Origin of the sequence: Vibrio sp. J2-3(2022) (assembly GCF_021725735.1) — a bacterium.
Classification (GTDB): Bacteria; Pseudomonadota; Gammaproteobacteria; order Enterobacterales; family Vibrionaceae; genus Vibrio; species Vibrio diabolicus.
This window is the reverse complement of the sequence record NZ_JAKKCK010000002.1, coordinates 671,947-696,975: the sequence shown is the minus strand read 5'-3', so window position 1 is coordinate 696,975 and position 25,029 is coordinate 671,947. Positions and strand designations below refer to the sequence as shown.

Genomic DNA, 25,029 nt, shown 5'->3' with positions numbered 1-25,029 from the left:
CATTTACTATGTGGTATTTCGCATGGATTCTAGGTGTACTACTTGCTTGTGCATTCGGTATCATCAACGCTCTTTGGTTAGAGCACTCAGAAATGATGGACAAAGACAGTGAGTAATCTCGCTGATAAGGTAGCGCAACTTCACGCTCCGATGGATAAGACTCTGTTAAGAGTCTTATCTCTCATCCTTGGCTTTATGCATGTAGGATTGGTGATGTGGGATCCTGAAGCTTACCATCAAGCAATTGGTGGTTTTAACTCAATCATCGCACCAGCACTGATTTGGTCTGTATGCTCAAGCATGGTTTACGGTGTGGGCTTCAAACCGAGAAACTGGTACTGGCAAGTTTTGTTTAGTCCCTACTTTTCGTTAGCTATCTTAATTTATTTAACGGCACTTTATTTCTTATAGGCTGAAATACGCTGTAATAAAGTCGGTTACTAAATCATCGAATAAAAGCTAGGTATTTCGCCTAGCTTTTATTTTTTCTACAAATTTCAAAAATATTCCCTTAGCTCGGTACCAATTGCTGTCGCTTCAGTTATAGTAATTACTTTAAAGAATTGAATATATTGGGACTCCCTTGCAAGGCACATCAAATCTCTTTCGCTGGCCGATCACCGTGTACTATGAAGACACCGATGCGGGCGGCGTTGTATATCATTCTAATTATCTAAAATTCTTTGAGCGCGCGCGGACAGAAATGTTACGTGCCAAAGGCATTTCTCAACATGTGTTACTGGAACAAAATATCGGCTTTGTTGTCCGACACATGGATATTGATTTCAACCAAGGGGCAAGGCTGGACGAGCATTTGACAGTATTAACCCGAGTGTCAGAAATAAAACGTGCTTCCCTGCAATTCTGTCAAGAGTTGGTCAATGATCAAGGCAAGATATTGTGCAAGGCCTCTGTTAAGGTAGCATGTATCGATAATAAGAAAATGAAACCAATAGCTATTCCAACCTTTATAAATTCGGAGCTAACAAATAGTGACTGCTGATATTTCCATTTTAGATCTCTTTCTTCAGGCCAGTCTGTTGGTAAAGCTTGTGATGCTGACGTTGCTTGGCATGTCAATTGTGTCATGGGCAATGATCATCAAGCGCAGCAAAGTGCTTTCTCAAGCGTCAAAGAATGCAGAGCAGTTTGAAGACAAATTCTGGTCGGGTACTGATCTTTCTCAGCTTTACCAAAAAGTAAAAGCGCGTAAAGACGAAATTGAAGGCACAGAAGAAATTTTTTACGCAGGTTTCACGGAGTTTGCTCGTCTACGTAAGAGCAACGCAAACTCACCAGCGTACATCATGGAAGGCACTGGCCGCGCAATGCGCGTTGCTGTCTCTCGTGAAGTTGATGAACTAGAAACAAGCTTACCGTTCTTAGCGACAGTCGGTTCTATCAGTCCTTACATCGGCCTATTTGGTACCGTTTGGGGCATCATGCACGCTTTTATTGCGTTGGGTGAAGTAAAACAAGCTACGCTGTCTATGGTTGCACCGGGTATCGCCGAGGCATTGATCGCGACAGCGATGGGTCTATTTGCGGCTATCCCGGCTGTAATGGCCTACAACCGCCTAAGCAATAAAGTGAGCAAACTAGAGCACACTTACGCAACATTTTCTGAAGAATTCCACAGCATCCTTCATCGTCAAGCGATGGCTGGCCGAGACAGCGCGGATAAGGAATAAAGCATGGCGGGTTATCAACCTAAAAAGCGAAAAATGACAGCGGAGATCAACGTTGTTCCGTATATCGACGTAATGCTCGTACTGTTGATCATTTTTATGGCGACCGCTCCATTTGTGACTCAAGGCGTCGATGTTGATCTTCCGAAAACATCGACCGCTGAATCTATGCAAGACCTTGCTGGCGAAACTGACAGTAGTTTTATCATCATCGAAATTGATAGCGAGGGTAATTTAGGCCTAAGCGTAAACGATGAAGAAGTTCAACGAGGTTTGTCGTTGCAAGATGTTATTGTGCGAGTGAAAGCGGAGCGAGAGGTTAAGCCAGATTCACCAGTTGCGGTAGGTGGCGACGCGGCAACACCATATGCCGATGTTGTCCTATTACTGGATGAACTAAGTCGAGCTGGTATCCCTAAGGTAGGTCTAATGACCGATATCAGGGAATAGACATCAATTATCTATGAAAGATCACAAGAAGAAACCCAACCAATACGCCAAACCGATAGCAATATCGGTTGGTTTGCATGCAATTCTCGTTGCAGCCCTGCTTTGGGGGACGGACTTCAACATGTCTAAACCAGAGCCTACAGGGCAAATGGTTCAAGCTGTTGTCATCGATCCAAAACTTGTGCAGCAACAAGCGAAAGAAATTCGCCAGCAACGTGAAAAGGCAGCAAAAAAAGAACAAGAGCGTCTTGATAAATTGAGACGCGAAGCAGAGCAGCTAGAAAAAAACCGTAAAGCTGAAGAAGAGCAAATTCGCAAGTTGAAAGAACAGCAAGCGAAAGATGCTCAAGCGGCACGAGAAGCAGAAGCTGCACGTAAGAAAAAAGAACAAGAGCGCAAGCAGGAAGAAGAACGTGTTCGCAAAGAAAAAGAGCGAGCTGCTAAGCTAGAGAAAGAGCGTAAGGCAAAAGAAGAAGCTGTGCGTAAAGCTGAGCAGGAGCGTTTAGCGAAAGAAGCGGCTATAGCAAAAGCTGAGCAAGAACGTCTAGCTCGTGAAAAGGCGGCAAAAGAAGCGGAAGAAAAAGCACGTCGTGAGCGTGAAGCCGCTGAAAAAGCTGAACAAGAGCGCATCGCAAAAGAGAAAGCGGCAAAAGAGGCGGCAGAGCGAGAGCGCAAAGCGAGAGAAGCTGCGGAACGTGCAGAGCGCGAGCGTAAAGCGCAAGAAGCCGCGCTAGATGATATTTTTGCAGGCCTTGAGGATGAGGTTAGTAAAAATAGTGCTGCTCGAAATCAATTTATTGACGACGAACTTTCTCGAATGTCATCCATCTATACTCAAAATATTCAGCAAAAGTTGATTAAGGATGACTACTTGCTGGGAAAGGAGTGTAGGGTAAACATCAAATTGATTCCGACAGGAACTGATATGATGGTCTCTGGTGTTACCGTTTTGAGTGGCGATACTCGAGTATGTGCAGCGGCGAAGCGAGCGATAGCTCAGGTAGGGACGTTCCCTAAATCTTCAGAAGCTGCGGTAAACGAAAGACTAAAAGACATCAACATAACTGTTGCTTTGGACTAAAAGGAATAAGACGTGATTAGACGCCTTTTACTAGGAATGTTTGTACTGTTTAGCAGTATGACAAATGTGGCGAATGCCGCATTAGAGTTGGTCATTACCGATGGTATTGATTCAGCACGACCAATTGCTGTTGTTCCGTTTAAGTGGGAGGGCACTCAAGCGCTTCCAACGGATATTTCTGCTGTTATTGCCTCGGATTTGCAACGCAGTGGTAAGTTCAGCCCCGTTCCAACGAGCAAGATGCCACAAACTCCGTTCAGCGAATCAGAAGTCAATTTTGACGCCTGGACGAATTTAGGTGTAGATGCTCTGCTGACTGGCTCAATCAAACAAAACGCTCAAGGTGATTACGTTATCAACTATCAACTTGTTGATATTGTGCGTGGCCAGCTAACGGGTGGAAAAAGTAAAGCGCTTGGTAGCGATGGCGAATTAGTACTGTCAAAAGATCATGTGCTGTTCAATAAGGTCGCGACCGTTCAAGGCCCTCGCATGCGTGAGTACGCTCACCGCATCTCTGATTTGGTGTATGAGCAGTTAACGGGTGATCGTGGCGCCTTCATGACCCGTATTGCATACGTGGTGGTGAATGATAAAGACCGTTTCCCTTACCAACTTCGTGTGGCTGATTACGATGGTTACAACGAGCGCTTGGTTTTACGTTCTAAGCAACCATTAATGTCACCAGCATGGTCGCCAGATGGTAAAAAGCTTGCGTATGTTAGCTTCCAAAATGGTCAAGCAGAAATCTTTATCATGAACATCTACACCGGTGAGCGTGAGAAGATCACTTCATACCCACGTCATAATGGTGCGCCAAGATTTTCGCCTGACGGCAATAAGTTAGCGATTGTTCTCTCTAAAACAGGCTCGCTTCATGTTTACACGTTCGATCTTAACACTCGCAAGCTGACGCAAATTACGCGTGGCAGATCAAATAATACTGAACCGTTCTGGCATCCAGATGGAAAATCGTTGATTTTCACATCGGATAGGGGTGGTAAACCACAGATTTATCAAGTAAATTTGGGCAGCGGTTCTATTGACCGTTTGACTTGGCAAGGCAGCCAAAATTTGGGTGGCCAGATTACTCCTGATGGGCGATTCCTAGTAATGGTGAACCGCAGCAACGCAGGATTTAACTTGGCGAAACAAGATTTGGAAACTGGTGCTCTTCAAGTCTTAACTAAGACCTTGCTTGATGAGTCTCCTAGTATTGCCCCAAACGGTGGCATGGTTGTGTATAGCTCGATTTACAACAAGAAAAACGTACTATCGATGGTGTCAATTGATGGTCGATTCAAAGCTAGATTACCGGCAACAAATGGGCGTGTTAGAGCGCCTGCATGGTCACCGTTTTTGTAGTAATAAGTTTGATTAATAAAGGAAAATAAGATGCAACTGAACAAGGTTCTAAAAGGGCTACTAATCGCGCTTCCTGTAATGGCTGTTACAGCGTGTAGTTCAAGCGACGACGCTGCTTCTAACACTGGTGCAGCAACAAACAACAATGGCGCAGTTGAAACAACAGTAGCTACGCCAATTGATCAAAGCGGTCAGCTAACAGAGCAAGAGCTAAAAGAGCAAGCGCTACGTGAAACTCAAACAATCTACTTTGCTTTTGATAACTCAACAATTGCAGCAGATTACGAAGAGATGCTTGCAGCTCATGCTTCTTACTTAAGCAAGAACCCAGCTCTTAACGTAACTATCGAAGGTCACGCTGATGAGCGTGGTACTCCTGAGTACAACATCGCTCTTGGTGAGCGTCGTGCACAAGCAGTAGCGAACTACCTGCAAGCACTAGGTGTTCAAGCTGACCAAATCTCAATCGTTAGCTACGGTGAAGAGAAGCCACTTCTTCTAGGTCAATCAGATGAAGTTTACGCTAAGAACCGTCGCGCGGTTCTAGTATACTAATTCGAGGTAATCCTCATGTTCAGTAACACTAAGCGCGCTGTTGCGCTTACGTTACTGGCAAGTGCAGCGAACTTTGCGTTCGCTGCACCAGCTCCAGTATCCGATCTCAACAGCACATCATCCGTCTCTAAGAGCCGTTCATCTGAAACGGAAGTAGAGCGTCTAGAACGTTTGCTCCAAAACCGCAATCGCGTTCAGCTCCAAATGCAACAGCAAATTGACCAAATGTCACAAGAGATCAGTGAATTGCGTGGTCAATTAGAGCGAAATAGCTACGAAATGAAACAAATGTTGCAACGTCAACGTGAGTTGTTTGTCGAGCTAGATCGTGTGCGTGGAGAAATCAAATCCGCGCCTGCGCAAGAAGCGAAACCGGCTAAAACAGGTGGTCAGTACACACCAAATGTTGATGAGCAAACGGCATACCAAAATGCAGTCGACCTCATCCTCAAGAAACGTGACTACACTGGCGCAATTGCAGCGTTCCAGCAGTTCCAGAAAGATTATCCTGACTCCACATACTCAGCGAATTCTCACTATTGGCTAGGCCAATTGTACTTCGCTAAGAAGCAGGACAAAGATGCTGTAAAGAGCTTTGCTGCGGTGGTGTCTTATAAAGACTCCAATAAGCGAGCCGATGCTTTGCTCAAGTTAGGTGAAATCGCTGAGCGTAATAACAATGCAGCTCAAGCGAAAAAGTACTACCAACAAGTGGTTGATGAATACCCAGGTAGTGCATCTGCAAAACTTGCCAGCTCTAAGCTGTAAGACGTTATGTTTTAAAAAGGAAGCTTCGGCTTCCTTTTTCTTTTCCGTTTCTTTATCGGTGTTGATCGAATAAATCGAGAGGAATGGCATCGAGCCTTTTACCCCCATCTTGCAACGGATTCTTTCAATCAGAAATGCTACCTGTAACAAAGATATACGGCTAGATAGCTAGAAATCCCCGCGACAAGTTGGTTTTTGAAAATTAACGAGGTTACAATACTCGGATTAAAGGAAGTTGCGTAGAGCAAGAGCAATGAGCCATATATTAGATAAAATCGACACTGTTTACCCATTCCCACCGAAGCCAGTTCCATTAAGCGAAGAAGAAAAAGCGTCTTACATTGAGCGCATTAAAAAGCTGCTAAAAGAAAAGGATGCGGTACTTATCGCACACTATTATACCGATCCTGAGATTCAAGCCCTAGCGGAAGAAACGGGTGGTTTTGTTGGTGACTCGTTGGAAATGGCGAAGTTTGGTAATCGTCATCCTGCAAGCACACTGATCATTGGCGGTGTTCGCTTTATGGGCGAGTCGGCCAAAATCTTAACACCAGAAAAGCGAATTCTAATGCCAACGTTGGAAGCGGAATGTTCGCTCGATCTTGGCTGTCCAGCGGATAAGTTCAGTGAGTTCTGTGATGCTCACCCTGATCACACGGTTGTGGTTTATGCAAATACGTCTGCCGCAGTTAAAGCTCGTGCCGATTGGGTCGTTACATCAAGCATTGCGCTTGAAATCGTGGAACACTTAGACGCTGAAGACAAGCCAATCATCTGGGGACCAGACCGTCACCTAGGGTCGTACATCGCTAATAAAACTGGCGCAGACATGCTGCTATGGCAAGGTGAGTGTGTGGTTCATGATGAGTTTTCTGCTGATGCACTACGCAAAATGAAGAGCGTGTATCCAGATGCGGCTATTTTGGTTCACCCTGAATCACCAGCAAGTGTCGTAGAACTTGCCGATGCCGTTGGCTCGACGAGTCAGTTGATCAAAGCAGCGAAAGCGCTTCCTCATAAACAAATGATCGTTGCGACAGACAAAGGCATTTTCTTTAAAATGCAGCAACTTGTGCCAGAGAAAGAACTTATCGAAGCGCCAACCGCAGGTGCTGGCGCAACATGCCGTAGCTGCGCACACTGCCCTTGGATGGCAATGAACGGTTTGAAAGCGATAGAGAAAGCGCTTAGTGAAGGCGGTGAAGAACACGAGATCTTTGTTGATGAAGAATTGCGTGTTAAATCGCTCATTCCGTTAAATCGTATGTTGGACTTTGCTGAGCAGCTAAATATGCAAGTGAAAGGTAATGCTTAAAAAGTAGGCGTAACTGAAAGTAAATCTCAAAAACCAGCCGAATATGGCTGGTTTTTTTGTGTCTTACTATCAATGAGTTACTATTGATGCAATCAATGAATGTCGAGGTTATAAATTTATGGCGGTGTGGTTAGTAGTTAAAAAGTGGCTTAGTTCACACCTTTTTAAATTGAGCAACCGAAGTCTTCTCATCTTTAGTGGCTTATATGTGAGCCTTTCATGGGGACTGCTCGTTCTCGCTGGTGAAACCGCATTAACAGACAGCTTCTCTAACTTTATCTATTACCTTATGGTTACGGCGAGTACGGTTGGCTATGGTGATCATTCTCCAGTGACAGATTTGGGTAAATGGGTTGTTGTACTGTTTGTGATCCCAGGCGGCTTGAGCCTATTCGCTGCATTATTGGGACGTGTCGCTGGAGCAGCGATGGATTACTGGCGAGCGGGTATTTTAGGAAAACGGAGAGTAAGAGTGGAAAACCATATTGTATTGTTGGGTTGGAATGGATCGAGAACGATGCACCTTATTCGCATGTTACAACATGAAGAAGAGGGGAAGCGTCCGATTGTTTTATGCAGCCGTTCAGAAATAGAAAACCCGTTGCCAGGCGAGATCAGTTTTATCAAAGTGACCAGCTACACGGATTCACAAGAGATGAAAAACGCCAATATTGCTGAAGCAGCTTGCGTTATTGTTGATAACCTCTCGGACGATATCACGCTGTCAGCCGCGCTGTACTGTGCTTCTGTGAATCCTTCCGCACATTTGGTCGCTTACTTTAAAGATGAGGCGTTAGGCCGTCTTTTAAGTCAACACTGTCCTAAAGCGGAATGCATACCTGCAGTTGGCGCAGAAATGCTGGCAAAAGCGGCGGTAGATCCAGGCTCAAGTGCACTTCACCAAGAGCTATTAGCTTCAACACGGGGTATGACTCAATACTCGGTCATTTATCCTGAAAGGCTGCCAGTAACTACTGTTGAGAGTCTCTTCGTTTTTCTCAAAAGACGTCATCATGCCACGCTAATTGCTTTTGACATTGGCCATGGTATCCAACTCAACCCAGATTTAGATGCAGAAGTACCACCGAGTACCAAGCTGTTTTACATTGCAGATGAACGTATTGAAGATTTTGCATGGAAAGAAATGAACAAGGAACAATAATGCACATGATTGCTGACCTGTTAGCAGGTTTTCCCAATTTTTTACTCTATTTTTCTGTTTCTATTATTTTCGTTTTGGCGTTTAAGTTCATCTACGTCAAGCTTACGCCTTACGATGAATGGCACCTGATCAAAGAAAAGCAAAATACAGCGGCAGCGATTGCACTAAGTGGCGCATTTCTTGGTTATTGTATTGCGATTTCGGGGGCTGCAAAAAACTCAGTCAACATTGTCGATTTTATGGTGTGGGGCGTTGTTGCAATGCTGGCGCAGATCATTGCATTTGCGATTGTACGTTTTGTTTTACTTCCAAAAGTGACTGAGCGTATCGAAAAAGATGAGCTGCCTGCCGGTATTGTATTAGCGGCTGTTTCTATATCGGTCGGTGTATTAAATGCCGCTTGTATGACGTACTAGGAGGGACGATGAAGCGGAGTGCTAACGTTAAACGTTCTTCCATGGACAAAAGTTTAAAGCTTGGGAAAATTATTCCCTTTGCTGCTTTTGGCGGTATTTTCTTCTTTGCGACACAAGAATCGAAAACCGAAGGCTACATTTTTTCTGACGCTGATGAATGCAAATCAAACTCGCCAGAGTTCAGTGAGCAGTGTGACATTGCTTATCAAGAAGCTTTGGCTCGCGCCGAACGAAATGCCCCTCGCTACAACAATGAGTTCGAATGTGAAAATGATTTTTACGAAGACGATTGTTACTACAGTTCCAGTTCCCGAGCTTATGTGCCTCACTTTGGAGGCTTCTTTTACAGTCGAGCACTGAGCGGTTTGAAAGGTTACAACAAGAGCTATTACTCTGAACCAATGTATCGCTATAAATCCAAATTCTATAATGGTGCCGGACAATTTTTTGGTTCCTATCGTAATCAGCCGACGAAGGTTGCGACCAGTAACCTAAATAAACGTGGTGGCGGAACTATTGGTAGAGCAATGTCTCGAGGCGGGTTTGGTAAAGCGGTATCGGTCAGCCGAGGCGGTTAATAAGCACTATGTTTCGACGAGAAATACAAGAACGAGAAAACTGGCGTGATTTAGCACGCCAGTTTGGTTTTGGCTTCCATTCCATGTATGACCAACCGTATTGGGATGAGAGTGCTTACTATCAATTCACGCTTGAGCAAATAGAGAACGATATTGAAGCGCCCACTGAAGAGCTGCATCAGATGTGTCTGGCTATTGTGGATGAAGTAGTTCGGAGTGAGAGGTTGCTGACGCAATGTGCGATCCCTGAATTTATGTGGGAGCAGGTTGCTTCTTCGTGGCACCGAAATGAACCCTCACTCTATTCGCGTCTGGATTTTGCATACAACGGAACTTCGCCAGCTAAGTTATTGGAGAACAATGCGGATACGCCGACCAGCCTGTTTGAAACGGGTTTTTGGCAGTGGGTGTGGTTAGAGGATGTTGTAAATAAAGGTCTAATTCACCAGAGCGCGGATCAATTCAACATTCTTCAAGACTTTTTGATTGAGCGTTTTTCCGAGATAGCCAAATATCAACCCGGGCAAACCCTTCACTTTAGCTGCTGCAAATACACTGAAGAAGATAAAGGGACTGTCCAGTATTTAGAAGATTGCGCGCGCGAAGCTGGGTTAGCGACGGCGTTTGTTTATGTCGAAGATATTGGTGCGACGGAAGATGGTCAGTTCGTGGATGCAGATGACAGAGCGATTCGTTGGATGTTCAAGCTTTATCCGTGGGAGTTTATGTTTGAAGAGGAATATGCGAAATACTTAGCGACCGCGAAAGTGAATTGGTTAGAACCCATGTGGAAGTCGATTCTATCCAACAAAGCACTTTTACCGTTATTGTGGGAGCGCTTTCCGAATCATCCTAATCTTTTACCTGCCTATTTTGCTAACAATTCAAAAGCGAACGGTTTGAAAGACTATGTAATCAAACCACTATTCTCTCGAGAAGGCGCAAATATTGAGATCGTCAAAGGTGGGAAACGCATACTCAAAACGGCAGGGCCTTATGAATCTAAATTCAATATCGTCCAGCAGTATCGTCCGTTACCCAAGTTTGGGCAAAGCCATACGTTAATTGGCAGTTGGCTAGTCAACGATAGAGCCGCTGGGATTTCGATTCGGGAAGACACTAGCTTAGTCACGCAAGATATGGCGCGATATATTCCACATGTGATTTTAACATGATCAAAAAAGCTCTCCATCCAGAGAGCTTTTGTCTATTCAGCGGTTCAATCTTGATGGTCGACAGCGTTGTGTCTTATTGTTCTTCAGCTAATGAAACACCGCGCTGAGTAAGACCACATAGCATCACTGGCATGGCATTGAAGATCTCTTCAAACTGTTCTAAGCCTTCCATGCCTTGTTCTGCCAACGTTTCAATGGTCGTTTCTGGATCGTAAAGCATCGTAAGAGAAAGCAAAACACCGCCGAGCAGAGCATTATCTTCGCTGTCCTCTGGCATTAGCGTTTCCCAGTCATCACGAGCAAGTTGCCAACCTTGTAATACACCTTCACAGAAATCACGGGTCTGGCTTGTTACAATATCTTGTTCATCTAACGCGCATCCTTCAGGCCACTGCCAAGATCCTTCTAGAAGAGCAGGACGAGTTTGGTTCCACATTTGTACAATCTCATCAATGTATTGCTCTAATTGCTCACCGTCAGTAAATGGCGCTGTTTCTTCACCACCCCATAAGAATGGCAACCACTCTTGAGGCATTAATACGTTTGGCGCAGCAGCCATCGCTGTTACAAAGCCTTGAGTTTTTGCTAGGTTTAGTAGTTTACCGTCAAGTTCTGGGAGAGAAAGGATGTCTTGTAGTTTCAAAATAGAATACCATTTGTTAATGGGCTGGTTGATTGCGCTCATCTTACCAATCAATTTGTGATAAATCGATATTAGGGAATGATTCACAGACATCTATGGAAATTCGCTCATCACTTAGAAAAAAAAGCATTCTCGCCCTGACACTGTACCTGTGTTTCTTTATTGCAACGATTGGTTCTGTTGCCTATTTGGTTGTCGAGCCTCCGGTTAGGCAAAAGCTAGAGCAAAACCTAGAGTTACGCACCCAACTGCTTGCACTTGAGATTAAAGAGCCTCTCCTTAGCTCTACTGGTGTATTGAGCAGCCTAGCAGGACTCGCACAGGGGACTGAAAAAATTCAATCTCTCAACACGACAATTCCGCATATTCTCCAATTGAGTGATGAGATGCTCGTCAGTGGTGGCGTATGGCCTAAACCAGAACTCAAAGCTGAACAATGGCGATATAAAAGCCTATTCTTCAATAAAAACAGTGATGGCGGTATTGACCAAATTCACTCCTACAATAATCCTGAATCTGGCGGTTATGACAATGAACCATGGTATAAGGCAGCAGCTGACGCGCCAGTTGGTTCTGTGAGTTGGTCTACGGTTTATATCGACACTTTTACTCAGGTTCAGATGATTACTGCGTCTTCCCCATATTATCAAAACGGTCAATTCGCTGGCGTTGTAACGGTAGACTTATCACTTGATGCACTTTTTCAGTTTATTCGAGAGCACACGAACCTGCATTCTTTAGGTGTGGTGGTTCGCGATGCTGACTCGAACGTGATTATTGAGCACAACTTCCAACTAACAGACGAAATTTATGTCAGTGAGCTTGATTTTGGAGAGTTCGATTGGCGCATGGAAGTTGTCAACGCGAAAGCTAAAGTAGCCGATCAAGTGTTTGAACAAGTCATGAGTGTTGAGGGGAGGATCATTCCATTCTTACTCTTGTGTGTACTGGTCGGGTATTACTTGCTGAATCGTTACATTGTCGAACCGATTGTCCGTATTGCCGCTAAGATTGATGACTCGAAAACTGGCGGGATCATAGACATTGATTACGATAGCGAAGATGAAATTGGACAGCTCATCGAGAAGTTCAATGAAAAAACCATCTATCTAGAGCAAGAGAGAATAAAAGCCCAGGCTTCGACGAACGCTAAAACGGCATTTTTAGCCACATTATCCCATGAGATTCGTACGCCAATGAACGGTGTATTAGGAACCGCTCAGATATTGTTAAAAACACCACTCACCGATGATCAACGTAAGCACCTGAGAACACTTTATGACTCAGGTGATCATATGATGACGTTACTTAATGAGATTTTAGATTACTCAAAAATTGAGCAAGGGCATGTTGAATTCGAAAATACGCCTTTCCCAATTGAGTCGATCATCGGCAGCATAAAAAGTGTTTATCAAACACTATGTTCAGAAAAAGGCCTTCGTTTTAGAGTCGTGTCTCATTTACCAACAGGGCGCTGGTACAACAATGACAAAGCCCGTCTGCGCCAAGTATTGTTTAACCTACTAAACAACGCTGTCAAGTTCACCGACCGAGGCATCGTAGAGGTAGAGCTGACCGAGAAATCGAACAAGGCAGGTACCAAGCTTATTCTCGCGGTGAAAGATACGGGTATCGGTATTTCTCAAGAAGCGCAAAAACGCATTTTCCGTCCTTTTGAACAAGCGGAGTCCTCGACGACGAGGCGGTTTGGTGGGACAGGGCTTGGTTTAGCGATAGTAAAAGAAATTGCCGAGCATATGGGAGGGCATGTGATTGTGCAGAGTCAAGAGAATGTCGGGACAACCTTTACCGTCGAGATCGCGCTTACGCCTTGTGAGCCTGGGAAAGTGGAAGCAGTCAATGCACATAAGCTGAATTGCAAAGGTTTGAAAGCGCTCATTGTCGAAGACAACCGAACAAATGCGATCATTATGGAAACTTTCCTAAGAGCCAAAGGCTTTGAGTGCACAAGTGTTGAAAATGGTCAGCTTGCCGTCGATGAGGTGGCCGTTCAGTCATTTGATTTGATATTAATGGACAATCATATGCCTGTTCTTGATGGTGTTGGGGCGATATCAGCCATTCGAGCGATGAGTTCGCCTGTAAAGTCGGTACTGATCTTTGGCTGCACAGCGGATGTATTCAAAGAAACACAAGAGCGCATGATAAATGTAGGAGCCGACCACATAATTGCGAAACCAATTGTGGAGTCTGAATTAAATGATGCGTTGTATCTCCATGCAGCACGGTTATACCAATACCAGTCGGACTTTGGTGATAATACAACGGATATCCTTGATGCGGAAAAGTGGCTACTAAACTTCTATGTTGCTCTAGATAATGGTCATCTCAACGAAGCGTTAGAGGCTATTTCAGCGATTATTGCTCAAGTCACCCCTGATGCTAATAAAGACGTTTCTTTAGTTGCCGAGCGAATAAGGCGTAACTTAAAGCGTCAGCAGTCTCCAAACCAAGATGATATCGACACCTTAACGCTCTTGCTCGCATCATCATAGCTTAATCCATATAGCGCGATTCAACGCAATCATGAATTGTCTTTACGCTTCATACCTAACCTTAGCTGAATCGTCTATTTTTTCCTTACTTTCAATGAGCTTAGCTCTGCTGTTGGATCCTGTCATAAGAGAAACTGTGCGGCTCTCAGTTGCGCTCACATCGGGAATACTCTGAATTTTTACAACTCAGTAGCATAAGTTATTAGAATGATCGTTTATTCCCCGAACTTTATCCTAACCCTACATCCAAACAATCACTTATCCCACTTTTTGTGTAAGTTAAATCCGTATTTTTCTACCATTTTTACGTCATTTTAAGCGTGTTTAGTTGTTAGTGGTGAAAAAAACTACTTTCATTTTAAAAAATGGTTATAAATTTACAACTTGATTTCAAATACAGTGCCATGCGCTGCTTTTTATGTGATTTAATTGTCTTATTAACTGGTCATGTATTTGTTTGATGGTTGATAGTTTTATTTTGTTTATTGTTGGTAGTATTTAATTTTAGGGGTTAGTTAATGAAGTCTCGTGGACCATTTTGTATTCGTCACGCCGCAGCGGATACCTTTGCTATGGTTGTTTTTTGCTTTATCACAGGGATGATTGTCGAGATTTTGATTTCAGGGATGACGTTTGAGCAATCTTTAGCATCACGTACACTATCTATTCCAGTGAATATTGCTATTGCTTGGCCGTATGGCGTTTTTCGTGATTGGGTGCTACGTCAGGGCAACAAGGTATCGCCGTCTTCATTTATGAAAAACGTATCTGATCTGGTCGCTTATGTGCTATTTCAGTCTCCAGTTTATGCAGGAATTTTATTCGCAGTTGGTGCGTCTACAGACCAAATAGTGACCGCGGTGACAAGTAACGCCATTATTTCTTGCGGTATGGGTGTGTTGTATGGGTACTTCTTGGACATGTGCCGCCGTTGGTTCCGTGTTCCCGGCTATTCTCAAGGCATCTAAATGACCCAGTTTTGCTCAATTTAGTTACTTAGTGAGCAATCGAGTGGAAAAGGGCGCTTTTTTTTATGTTTAGCCTTGACCATCAGGCACATAATCATTAAATTAGCGCCTCGTTAGCCAATGATGCTAACAAAAATTGATTCGGTGAGTTGTCCGAGTGGCTGAAGGAGCACGCCTGGAAAGTGTGTATACGGCAACGTATCGAGAGTTCGAATCTCTCACTCACCGCCACATTTGAGCCCTAGCAGAAATGCTGGGGCTTTTTCGTATTACGCGACAAGTTCAATCCCAGAGCTGTATATCGTATTGATTCTCAATTACTCATTGAGTCGGCAAGCCCTTCAAAAAGCCTCCTTTTTATTCATCTTTTGTTACACATTTTCCGTGCAGGTCGTGCGTTTTTATTCGCATGTTGTGATGAGCGTTCCTTATTAAATTTTCCACAAAATCAATTAATTGTTGAAATTAGAACGCTTGTCAAAAAGTCATCAGATATCATGTTTAATAGAGTCTTTTACCTAATGGGATACTCTATTTGTTTGATATAATTTCTGGCAGTTTGTATACCATAATTAAAGAGAGTCTATTCATGTTCCAGAACTTAACGATCAAGCAGAAGATAGTGATTCCGCTGTCACTGATTATTGGATTGTTTATTGTGAGCTCTGTATTAAACGTTATGACAAGTTGGAAACAATCTGAGTTGAGTGAAACACTTAACGAACAGATAGTGCCGAACTTATTAACGATTGAGGATGCTTACCGCGATCTTTACCAAGCTACATCTGCAATTCAAGGTGTTGCTCTTTCTGATACTCAAACCGATATTGACCACCACATCGGTGAATACAAAGACAACGCATACAAAGCGCTGCCACGTATGGAGAAAATGATTGAGCTATCGCAAGCTGGCGTGATGCCTTCTTCACACGGTAATGAAGTGAGAAAGCTTGTCTCCCTAGGTGAAAAATGGTTGGCGAGTTATGAAGCGATGTTGCGTTTACCTCAATCACAATGGCTTGGTTACTACAACGAACACAAACACACCTTTGAAAATCAGTTTATCGAGGTAAGAGCGCAACTTAATGTTGTGAAAGATGTGATAGAAGAAAAACAAAGCTTATTGAAAGATGAAATCTCAGCAGCTGCATCAAGAGCAGAGTTAATTCTTGAAGCGGGCATTGTGATTGTTATTCTGGCCGCTATTGCGATGGCATTTTTGTTGTTGCAAACCGTCGTGAAGCCTATCAACGATATCAAAAATGCGATGACAGAAATTGCTTCTGGTGAAGGTGATTTAAGCCAGCGAATCGATGTGAAAACACAAGACGAAATTGGCAATTTAGCGAACGCGTTTAATCAGTTTGTGTCTAAAATCCAAGCGACAGTTTCTCAAGTAATTGAAAGTTCGAATACCTTGCGTAATGAGATGGAAAATCTTAGCTCGTTGACCACGACCATCGCGAACTCGACCGTTTCACAGCAAAAAGACAGCGAGGCGGTAGCGGCGGCAGTGCATGAAATGCAAGTCACCAGCAGAAATGTCAGCGATAGCGCTAACGAAGCTGCGGTTGCGAGCCAAACAGCAAATGATGAACTTACCAATACCAATATTATTTTGGATCAAACCGTTAGCTCAATTCGTAGCCTCGCAAGTGAAATCGAAAGTGCAAGCCACGTCATTAACACATTGGATCATGATGTGAGTAACATTGCTTCTGTATTGGATGTCATTCGTGGTATCGCAGAGCAAACGAACTTATTGGCGCTTAACGCAGCGATTGAAGCGGCTCGTGCAGGAGAACAAGGGCGAGGCTTTGCTGTTGTCGCAGATGAGGTCCGCTCGTTAGCCAGTCGCACACAACAGAGCACGGGTGAAATCCAAACCATGATTGAAAAGCTACAATCTGGTGCAGGACAAGCCGTAGAAGTGATGCGTGGTAGCCAAAATAGCAGTGATGAAACAATTCAATCGGCAGGGAGAGCGAGTCAATCCCTTTCTGAAATCTTGAACGCGATTTCACGTATGAACGAGATGAACACACACATTGCAACGGCTGCAAGCCAGCAAAGTACGGTAAGTGACGAAGTAAATAGCAACGTACAAGGCATTGCAGATAGCAGTACATCTATTGTGGAAATCGTCAACCAAGCGCAAGCATCTTTAGCCATGTTATCAGAGCAAACCCAGCGCTTAGATCATCAGGTTAGTCAGTTCAAAGTATAAGCTGAGAACTGCAGTCTCACTGACGAAATAACCCGCTTCTTAGCGGGTTATTTTTTAGATAAGGGTCGAACCTGATTTGTGAAGGCTCGACTATATTTACATTCCTCTTTTACTTAACTTTGTATACCAGAGGGGTAAATAATCCTAGACAGCGGTGACAAACTCTGTACAGCGTGATGATGCTTTTATCATCACTTTTGCTGCTTTTTAACCATTGCAATTGCTCACAGGAAAGTGTGATTTCCAACCCAAAATCTTCAAATTTGAGAACTTCATTACACCTTTACCATAAACGTTTTTCGTAAGCGTATAGAACTGTAAATTTTGTTGTATGTACAACACTGGGTAATTATCATCCTAATTAATTTGTTCTGGATATACATCCGTTAGTCATCATTAAGTCATTCTAGAAGTTTTTAGCAAGGAATCTTGAAGGCTTGTAGGTAAAAGAGAGAAAAATTCATGAGACGTAAAACCACGCTATCTCTGCTGATTGCGTCGAGCCTTTTTGTGGTTGGATGTCAACCTAGCGAAGAAGGATCGAGCCAAGGTAGTGGTCCTGCGCCCGCAACCGAAGTTGAAGTGTTAACGGTGGAGCCAACTCGCCAAGCGTTAACTGTCGAGTTGCCAGGTCGTAGCCGTGCATTCAAAGAAGCGGAAGTTCGTCCGCAAGTTACAGGCATTATTTCAGAGCGAAATTTTGTTGAAGGCGGCCTTGTTGAACAAGGACAGTCCCTATATCAAATTGATGATTCATCATTTCAAGCGGATTTGCTGAGCGCTGAAGCGGAATTAATCCGAGCTCAAGCAGCGGCAGAATCGACCCATGCCACAGTGAAGCGTTACAGAACCTTGATCACCAAAAAGTCCATCAGCCAACAAGATTTGGATGAAGCAGAAGCAGCATACAAGGAAGCGCAAGCACAGGTCCTAGTCGCAAAAGCTAAGATCAATACGGCAAAAATCAATTTAGATTACACGCAAGTGAAAGCTCCGATTAGCGGTGTGATCGGTAAATCGAGTGTGACGGCGGGTGCGTTGGTTACGGCTAACCAAGCAGCCAAATTAGCGACCATTCAGCAGCTTGATCCTATCAACGTTGATATTGTGCAATCATCCGCGCAACTGCTGCGTTTAAAAGCGGCTCTTTCCCAAGGTCATATGCAAGAAGATGACTCTGCGCAAGTTACATTGATGCTTGAAGATGGCAGCACGTACGAACATAAAGGCACGATGAAATTTACCGAGGTTAATGTGAACGAAAGTACGGGTAGCGTGACGCTTCGTGCTGAATTCCCAAACCCTGACGGTTTGTTACTACCAGGAATGTTTGTTCGTGCGACGGTTATTACTGGTGTTGACCCTGACGCGATTCTGATACCACAAAATACCGTTTCTCGTGATGCGACAGGCAAAGCAACAGTGATGATGGTGAATGGTGAGAACAAAGTGGAAGCGAGACCAGTGAAGACAGCTGAAGCGATCAATAATCAATGGCGTATTATTGATGGTTTAAACGCAGGCGATAAAGTCATTACTGCTGGGTTACAAAAGGTAGGTCCAGGCAGCCCTGTAACTATCCAAAACGGTGAGCAGGAGTAATCATGGCACGATTTTTTATCGATCGTCCGGTATTTGCTTGGGTTCTCGCGATTCTAACGATGTTGGCGGGGGTAATGTCATTATTCAATTTACCCGTCTCGCAATACCCAACGATTTCACCGACAACGATCACCATCAGTGCACGTTATCCAGGTGCATCAGCGAAAACCGTTGAAGACTCGGTAACGCAGGTTATCGAGCAAAATATGACGGGATTAGATTATCTTCGCTACCTATCATCGAGCAGTGATGCATTCGGTAATGCGACAATTACCCTGACGTTTGATAGCGAAGCTGATCCTGATATCGCGCAAGTACAGGTGCAGAACAAGCTGCAATTGGCATTGACATCATTGCCGATGGAAGTACAAAACCAAGGTATCGTCGTGAATAAATCCAACACGGCGTTTCTCATGGTGGTGGCAGTTTATTCTGAAGATCCTGACTTTACAGAAAACGATATCGGCGACTTTGTTGTAACGAATATTCAAGACCCGATAAGTCGTGTAACTGGCGTAGGACAAGTGCAGGCGTTTGGTGCGCAGTATGCGATGCGAGTCTGGCTGGACCCATTTAAGCTTACGCAGTTCAACTTGACCGCAATCGACGTAGCAAATGCGATCAGTGAACAGAACGCGCAAGTTTCTTCTGGTCAACTTGGTGCAGCACCTGCGCAGGAAGGCCAGCTGTTGAATGCAACGATTTCGTCTGCAAGTCGTTTGAGCAGTGTAGAAGAGTTCCAAGACATCATTCTTAAGTCTGACGCCAGCGGTTCGAATGTTTATTTGAAAGATGTGGCTCGTGTTGAACGTGGTGCAGAAAGTTATGACATTCGAGGCCAATATAATGGCTTCCCAGCATCGGGTTTAGGTATTTCATTAGGTACTGGTGCAAACGCGCTTGAGACAGCCAATGCGGTGAAAGAGCGTTTAGAACAACTGAGTGCTACGTTCCCAGAAGGGTTACAGATTGCTTACCCATTTGAAACGACGCCATTCGTCAAAGCCTCGATTCAAGAAGTGGTTAAAACGCTATTAGAAGCCATTCTTCTTGTGTTCTTAATCATGTATCTGTTCTTGCAGAACTTCCGTGCGACGATCATTCCAACGATCGCAGTGCCTGTCGTACTGCTCGGCACCTTCGCTATTTTGTACGCGACTGGATTTAGCGTAAACACGTTAACCATGTTCGCGATGGTTCTGGCTATCGGTTTGCTGGTGGACGATGCCATCGTTGTGGTGGAAAACGTCGAGCGTGTGATGCATGAGGATGGGTTAGAGCCCAAAGAAGCGACCAAAAAATCGATGGGGCAGATCACTGGTGCTCTGATTGGTGTAGGTCTGACGCTTTCTGCGGTATTCGTCCCTATGGCGTTTATGTCTGGTTCTACCGGGGTTATTTACCGTCAGTTCTCGATAACGATTGTGGCGGCGATGACACTTTCAGTTTTGGTGGCGATAATTCTGACTCCAGCATTATGTGCAACATTACTGAAAAAAGGCGATGCTGAGCTTCTAGAAAAGAAAGGCTTCTTTGGCTGGTTTAACCGCAAGTTTGATGCGATGACAGCTGGCTATGAAACCGGCGTTGCTAAACTCCTCAAGCGCACAGGTCGAATGTTGGTTGTATTTTTGGCAATGAGTGCAGGTGCGGGCTGGCTGTTTATGAACCTTCCGACGTCATTCTTGCCGGATGAAGACCAAGGCACGGTATTCTCAATGGCCATTTTGCCGCCTAACTCAACGCAAGAGCAGACGGAAAAAACACTTGAGAAAATGCGCGACTTTTACCTTGTGGATGAGAAAGACAACGTGAAATCCGTCTTCTCCGTTGCGGGCTTTAGTTTTGCAGGCCAAGGCCAAAACATGGGGATGGCCTTTATCGGTCTGAAAGATTGGTCAGAGCGTGAAGCGCCGGGTGCTGATGCAGCTTCCATTACGGGTCGAGCGATGGGGTACTTCTCAACCATCAAAGAAGCACTGGTGTTTGCATTTGCACCTCCTGCGATTCAAGAATTGGGTAACTCGACAGGCTTTGATTTCTATCTTCAAGATTCGTTGAACAAAGGTCACGACGCATTAGTCGCTGCGCAAGGTCAACTGCTTGGCATGGCTGCACAAAACCCGAAACTTGTCGGTGTTCGTCCGAACGGTCAAGCAGATGCGCCAATGTACAAAGTGAACATTGACCACGTTAAACTGCGTGCTCTGGATGTTAGCATTAATGATGTCAACCAAATCCTGTCAGCGGCATGGGGCGGAGCGTACATTAACGACTATATTGATCGCGGTCGAGTGAAAAAAGTCATGATGCAAAGTGATGCGGAATACCGTATGCAGCCAAAAGACTTCGATTCATGGTACGTGCGCAACTCAAAAGGTGAGATGGTGCCTTTCTCTGCCTTTGCGAGCGGAGAGTGGACGTATGGTTCACCTCTTTTGCAGCGTTTTGATGGTTTGCCAGCGATGAATATCCAAGGCGGCGCAGCTCCTGGCGTCAGTACTGGTGAAGCTATGGCAGAAATTGAAGCAATGGTAGAAAAGCTACCAGAAGGCTTCACGGTGAACTGGAATGGTATTTCGTATGAAGAGCGCCTTTCCGGAAACCAAGCGCCAATGTTATATGCGCTGTCTATCCTCGTCGTATTCTTAGTTCTCGCCGCTTTGTATGAAAGTTGGTCAGTACCTTTCGCCGTGGTGTTAGTTGTGCCTCTTGGTGTGCTTGGTGCTGTGCTCGCGGTAATGACGCGAAGTATGGACAACGATGTATTCTTCCAGGTGAGTTTATTAACGACGGTTGGCTTGGCAACTAAAAACGCCATTCTGATTGTTGAGTTTGCGAAAGATTACTACGAGAAAGGCGCTGGCCTTATCGAAGCAACCCTGCATGCCGTTCGTGTTCGTCTGCGCCCAATTATTATGACATCGCTTGCCTTTGGTCTAGGTGTAGTACCGCTTGCTATCAGCTCTGGCGTGGGCTCAGCAGGTCAAAATGCGGTAGGTACTGGTGTACTTGGTGGCATGATCAGTGCAACGATCTTAGGTATATTCTTTGTGCCAATCTTCTTTGTGGTGGTTGAGCGATTGTTTGATCGACGTGCGAGAAAAGAATCGGAGGCAGAGTTGTCTGAGATTAATCCTAAACCAGCTCAGCAAAGCGAGTAAGACTTGGTTGCTGTAACTAAGTTATACTGGTGAGAATAAACACGATAAAAGGGCGCTTCGGCGCTCTTTATTTTATGTTTTCACTTGGTGGTCACCGTCTTTGACGCAAACTTGAAGGGGGAGCGTTTTGCCTTATGCAGAATCTGTTTATTCCTTCCGACCGAATGAAAGCCTAAAGAAGAACAAACGACGATGAAAGATCAGAAAATCTCCCCAATTTCCGTTTTGGATCAAAGCCCTATGTTTGTCTGCGGTGTGATGCAGCGAATGTACCGCAATCGTGCTCAAGCCGAGCTCTCTCGGCAAAATTTAATGACACTCGAGATGGCAAGTGCACTGGCCGCTTTGGAAGAGTTTCAACCCATGAGTCAGCAAGCGTTGGCTGACGCGGTTCGAACTGAGCGAAGTGTAGCAAAGCGAATGGTGGATAATTTGGAAAAGCGAGGGTTTGTTCAAGTTTCTAAAAGCAAATCGAATCAGCGTCTTAAAATGCTCAGCATGACAAAAGAGGGGGCAAACGCTTTAAAGCAAGTGCATCAAATCATGACGAATTTACAGAAAGAATTTTTTGCTTGTTTGTCTGAATCAGAAGCGAGTGAGTTTTTTCGTCTGGTAAGAAAACTCACTTTTGCGAATCACGACCAGTAGCTTATCTTAATGCTATCTAGCGCGCCTTTACTTTATCGCTGGCCAATTATATTAAGTCGTAAAACTTAAGAAATAGAATGCCCAACGTACACGTGACGGTAGAAAGCACCGTAGTGAGTGCGATGATATTTGCGGCTAATGTGGCATTGCCTCCCATCGAACGTGCCATGACATAACTGGCTGCTGCCACTGGGGAAGCGTTCATAAAGAAAAGAATACCTAACTCAATTCCTCGAAAACCTACTAAGTAAGCACCAATAGTGATCATTACGGGTGCCACGATGAGCTTGTAACTGCTTGCAAACCAAGATGGACCTTTCTCTTTTCTCATCAAGCTAAAATCGAGTGAGCCGCCCGTACACAACAGCGCTAAAGGTAATGTCATTTTGGACAAGTAGTCCCCTGCATCAATAACAACATTCGGTACTGGAATAGAGAGCAAATAGAAAGCCATCCCTAGGACGATTGAGATTATCAGTGGATTCCTCGTCAGTGTTCGGCCCATCATTTTTGCGGCTTGTGGGACAGAAGTTGCGCCTTTGGGAGATAAGCAAATTACCGCTTGGACGTTGTAAATAAACGTGGTAACCGCGACATAAAGCGCTGCTAACGCCACACCTTGAGAACCATACGCATTGGCAACGTAAGCGATGCCAATAATACCTGTGTTTGCTCGGAACCCGCCTTGGATAAGAACACCTTGGTCAGGCGATGCTTTGAACAGAAGCTTGACCGAAAGGTAGGTGAAAATAAAAAAAGAAACACTAGCGATAACGCCGAAATTGACAAAGCCACTTGCCGCTGAAAAATCGTGTTCTGAAGCCACAATACTGACAAATAACATCGCAGGTAGCGTAACTTGAAACACCAGTTTGGAGCCCACTTCGATAAAATTATCGTTGATCAGCCCTATGCGTTTGAACATCACGCCAAGTATTAACATTAAGCAGATAGGGCCGGTTATCGACAAAGAGAATTGCAACTGATGTAGAACAGCTTCCATGTAAGTACCCGCAGCAAAAGAAAATATTCCTGCTGTCTATTAAGCCATAAACTCTGGGAGACAGGATAGAAAAGTGATGAAATTTTCCTCTTTTGTTGTTTCCAGAACCATTTGCATTCCAAGTTATGGACGAGGTCCCAGTTTAACAAAGCTGCACTGGTTCTATGCGCGATATGTTGGTTTACTACTTATCGTGATGCATCCACATGCGTATTAAATAAAAGGGTTGGTCATTGTGGTTATGGATAGGAGTTCATCGATGAAAAGGAAACACAACAAAACCGTACTTTGTGCATTTGTCTCAGGTTCGGTGTTTGGTGCAGCTTTAGTCATTGCGATGTCTTTACCAATGTAATCGTTTCTGTAGGCTCTTTGAATACTCACGCTAATTCAATACAAAAACAGATTGAGTTCAGCTTGATGTACTGTTAGTTTGAAAACATGAAAATACACGTTAGCCCTTCATCAACAACCTTCTTTTGGTGGCGCTCTAAATAGAGCGGCACGGAATAGTCACATTCTTAAGCTGCTGGATGGTAGCTAAGAGTGTTTGATCTTTTTATCTCCAGTAGCGATCTATTAAATACTTGGAGATAAATATGAACACCATTCAAAGTACATCGCAGCGCGAAATTATCCTTACCGGCGATCGAGCGACAGGTCCATTACATCTAGGGCACTATATTGGTTCATTGCAACAACGAGTCAAATTGCAAACGGAGCACGAGCAAACGATCTTAGTCGCAGACATGCAAGGTTTGACGGATAACGCCCACAACCCATCAAAGGTATCCTCCAATATTCTCAATGTCGTTGCGGATTATCTGGCCGTTGGTATCGACCCCACACAAACCACGATCACGTTGCAATCTCAAATACCAGCGTTAGCTGAGTTAACGATGTATTACAGCAATCTTGTCTCTATTGCGCGTTTAGAGCGTAATCCCACGGTTAAAAATGAGATTCAAAGTAAAGGCTTTGAACGCTCTATTCCCGCTGGTTTTTTAACGTATCCAATTTCTCAAGCTGCCGATATTACGGGGTTCCACGCGACGTTGCTTCCGGTAGGTGATGACCAACTGCCGATGTTGGAGCAAACTAATGAAATCGTAAGAAAAATAAACCACCTGGGTGGAAAAGATATTCTTAAAGAGTGCCGTCCATTACTTAGTGATGCCCCTCGTTTGCCGAGTACTGATGGCAAAAATAAGATGTCTAAAAGCATGGGGAATGCAATCAACCTAGGGGCGTCTGAAAAGGAGATTTCTGCGGCGGTGAAATCTATGTATACCGACCCCAATCACCTGAAAATTGAGGACCCTGGCCAAGTCGAAGGGAATATTGTATTTACCTACCTCGATGCTTTTCATCCTGATAAAAACTATGTCGAACAGCTAAAAGACCATTATCGACGAGGTGGGTTAGGTGATGGTTTGACCAAGAAAGTGTTAGAAGAATGCCTACAAGAGATGCTTCGCCCTATTCGAGAAAAGCGCGCTATGTATTTGAATGATAAAGCACAACTGATTGATATTTTAAAACATGGTAGTGAGCGTTCTCGCGAGAAAACCGAAAAAGTGCTATTTGATGTGAAAGATGTATTTGGTTTGAATTTGTTCTGAATTAAAAAACAAGGTTCTGAATAAAAGGCACGGCTGTTTATTCGTAACGTGCCTTTTGGACTTTCAATTCCCATCAATGAAAG

At 44.3% G+C, this 25,029-nt stretch carries 23 protein-coding genes and 1 tRNA gene; 22 read left to right on the top strand and 2 right to left on the bottom strand.

Going from position 1 to position 25,029, the window contains the following annotated elements; all coding sequences use genetic code 11:
* Positions 1 to 8: 8 nt before the first annotated feature.
* The 14 genes from cydX (at position 9) to L3V27_RS11140 (ending at position 10,553) form a co-directional block, all read left to right on the top strand.
* A complete protein-coding gene (gene cydX, locus L3V27_RS11205; RefSeq protein ID WP_000270284.1) occupies positions 9 to 116 on the top strand; it encodes a cytochrome bd-I oxidase subunit CydX in 108 nt (35 codons plus the stop codon).
* On the top strand, positions 109 to 411 hold the full coding sequence (gene ybgE / locus L3V27_RS11200) for a cyd operon protein YbgE (RefSeq protein WP_237311870.1): 303 nt from the start codon (positions 109 to 111) through the stop codon (positions 409 to 411). Before cydX ends, ybgE begins: the two co-directional genes overlap by 8 nt.
* A gap of 172 nt (positions 412 to 583) precedes the next feature.
* On the top strand, positions 584 to 1,003 hold the full coding sequence (gene ybgC / locus L3V27_RS11195; RefSeq protein WP_012841975.1) for a tol-pal system-associated acyl-CoA thioesterase: 420 nt from the start codon (positions 584 to 586) through the stop codon (positions 1,001 to 1,003).
* Positions 993 to 1,691 carry a protein TolQ gene (tolQ, locus tag L3V27_RS11190; RefSeq protein ID WP_005378301.1) on the top strand — a complete coding sequence of 233 codons (699 nt, stop codon included), beginning with the start codon at positions 993 to 995 and terminating at the stop codon, positions 1,689 to 1,691. Before ybgC ends, tolQ begins: the two co-directional genes overlap by 11 nt.
* Before the next feature lie 3 nt (positions 1,692 to 1,694).
* Complete coding sequence (locus L3V27_RS11185; protein WP_005378298.1) at positions 1,695 to 2,138, top strand: ExbD/TolR family protein; 444 nt, start codon at positions 1,695 to 1,697, stop codon at positions 2,136 to 2,138.
* 13 nt (positions 2,139 to 2,151) lie between these two features.
* The gene (gene tolA, locus L3V27_RS11180; protein WP_053807177.1) at positions 2,152 to 3,219 is read left to right on the top strand and encodes a cell envelope integrity protein TolA; all 1,068 of its coding nucleotides are present in this window, start codon (positions 2,152 to 2,154) and stop codon (positions 3,217 to 3,219) included.
* A 12-nt stretch (positions 3,220 to 3,231) separates the two neighbouring features.
* The gene (tolB, locus tag L3V27_RS11175; protein ID WP_005390758.1) at positions 3,232 to 4,584 is read left to right on the top strand and encodes a Tol-Pal system beta propeller repeat protein TolB; all 1,353 of its coding nucleotides are present in this window, start codon (positions 3,232 to 3,234) and stop codon (positions 4,582 to 4,584) included.
* A gap of 30 nt (positions 4,585 to 4,614) precedes the next feature.
* A complete protein-coding gene (pal, locus tag L3V27_RS11170) occupies positions 4,615 to 5,139 on the top strand; it encodes a peptidoglycan-associated lipoprotein Pal (RefSeq protein ID WP_005378293.1) in 525 nt (174 codons plus the stop codon).
* A gap of 15 nt (positions 5,140 to 5,154) precedes the next feature.
* A complete protein-coding gene (gene ybgF / locus L3V27_RS11165) occupies positions 5,155 to 5,907 on the top strand; it encodes a tol-pal system protein YbgF (RefSeq protein WP_006742904.1) in 753 nt (250 codons plus the stop codon).
* A 253-nt stretch (positions 5,908 to 6,160) separates the two neighbouring features.
* Complete coding sequence (nadA, locus tag L3V27_RS11160) at positions 6,161 to 7,222, top strand: quinolinate synthase NadA (protein ID WP_005390762.1); 1,062 nt, start codon at positions 6,161 to 6,163, stop codon at positions 7,220 to 7,222.
* Between the two features lie 118 nt (positions 7,223 to 7,340).
* On the top strand, positions 7,341 to 8,384 hold the full coding sequence (locus L3V27_RS11155; protein ID WP_053807179.1) for a potassium channel family protein: 1,044 nt from the start codon (positions 7,341 to 7,343) through the stop codon (positions 8,382 to 8,384).
* Positions 8,384 to 8,800, top strand: a complete 417-nt coding sequence (locus L3V27_RS11150; protein ID WP_005390766.1) for a DUF350 domain-containing protein — start codon at positions 8,384 to 8,386, stop codon at positions 8,798 to 8,800. Before L3V27_RS11155 ends, L3V27_RS11150 begins: the two co-directional genes overlap by 1 nt.
* Before the next feature lie 8 nt (positions 8,801 to 8,808).
* Complete coding sequence (locus L3V27_RS11145) at positions 8,809 to 9,378, top strand: DUF1190 domain-containing protein (protein ID WP_237311869.1); 570 nt, start codon at positions 8,809 to 8,811, stop codon at positions 9,376 to 9,378.
* Between the two features lie 8 nt (positions 9,379 to 9,386).
* The gene (locus L3V27_RS11140; protein WP_237311867.1) at positions 9,387 to 10,553 is read left to right on the top strand and encodes a glutathionylspermidine synthase family protein; all 1,167 of its coding nucleotides are present in this window, start codon (positions 9,387 to 9,389) and stop codon (positions 10,551 to 10,553) included.
* 73 nt (positions 10,554 to 10,626) lie between these two features.
* Here the strand turns inward: L3V27_RS11140 and L3V27_RS11135 are convergent, their stop codons facing one another.
* On the bottom strand, positions 10,627 to 11,238 hold the full coding sequence (locus tag L3V27_RS11135) for a YecA family protein (RefSeq protein ID WP_237311866.1): 612 nt from the start codon (positions 11,236 to 11,238) through the stop codon (positions 10,627 to 10,629).
* Between the two features lie 53 nt (positions 11,239 to 11,291).
* Here L3V27_RS11135 and L3V27_RS11130 point away from each other — a divergent pair, with 53 nt between their 5' ends.
* From L3V27_RS11130 to L3V27_RS11100, 7 genes are all read left to right on the top strand, one after another.
* The gene (locus L3V27_RS11130; protein WP_237311865.1) at positions 11,292 to 13,712 is read left to right on the top strand and encodes an ATP-binding protein; all 2,421 of its coding nucleotides are present in this window, start codon (positions 11,292 to 11,294) and stop codon (positions 13,710 to 13,712) included.
* 518 nt (positions 13,713 to 14,230) lie between these two features.
* Positions 14,231 to 14,680 carry an L-alanine exporter AlaE gene (locus L3V27_RS11125; protein WP_047008566.1) on the top strand — a complete coding sequence of 150 codons (450 nt, stop codon included), beginning with the start codon at positions 14,231 to 14,233 and terminating at the stop codon, positions 14,678 to 14,680.
* Positions 14,681 to 14,823: 143 nt separating this feature from the next.
* Positions 14,824 to 14,911, top strand: a tRNA-Ser gene (locus L3V27_RS11120).
* Between the two features lie 358 nt (positions 14,912 to 15,269).
* A complete protein-coding gene (locus L3V27_RS11115) occupies positions 15,270 to 16,907 on the top strand; it encodes a methyl-accepting chemotaxis protein (protein WP_047008567.1) in 1,638 nt (545 codons plus the stop codon).
* 462 nt (positions 16,908 to 17,369) lie between these two features.
* The gene (locus tag L3V27_RS11110) at positions 17,370 to 18,509 is read left to right on the top strand and encodes an efflux RND transporter periplasmic adaptor subunit (RefSeq protein WP_053807186.1); all 1,140 of its coding nucleotides are present in this window, start codon (positions 17,370 to 17,372) and stop codon (positions 18,507 to 18,509) included.
* Positions 18,510 to 18,511: 2 nt separating this feature from the next.
* Positions 18,512 to 21,673 (top strand): efflux RND transporter permease subunit, encoded by a 3,162-nt coding sequence (locus L3V27_RS11105; protein ID WP_237311864.1) that lies wholly within the window; start codon positions 18,512 to 18,514, stop codon positions 21,671 to 21,673.
* A gap of 192 nt (positions 21,674 to 21,865) precedes the next feature.
* Positions 21,866 to 22,321, top strand: a complete 456-nt coding sequence (locus L3V27_RS11100) for a MarR family transcriptional regulator (RefSeq protein ID WP_012841967.1) — start codon at positions 21,866 to 21,868, stop codon at positions 22,319 to 22,321.
* 46 nt (positions 22,322 to 22,367) lie between these two features.
* Here the strand turns inward: L3V27_RS11100 and L3V27_RS11095 are convergent, their stop codons facing one another.
* The gene (locus tag L3V27_RS11095; protein WP_237311863.1) at positions 22,368 to 23,324 is read right to left on the bottom strand and encodes an AEC family transporter; all 957 of its coding nucleotides are present in this window, start codon (positions 23,322 to 23,324) and stop codon (positions 22,368 to 22,370) included.
* Between the two features lie 599 nt (positions 23,325 to 23,923).
* Between L3V27_RS11095 and trpS the strand changes: the two genes are divergently transcribed.
* Positions 23,924 to 24,946, top strand: a complete 1,023-nt coding sequence (gene trpS / locus L3V27_RS11090; RefSeq protein ID WP_237311862.1) for a tryptophan--tRNA ligase — start codon at positions 23,924 to 23,926, stop codon at positions 24,944 to 24,946.
* Positions 24,947 to 25,029: the final 83 nt, after the last annotated feature.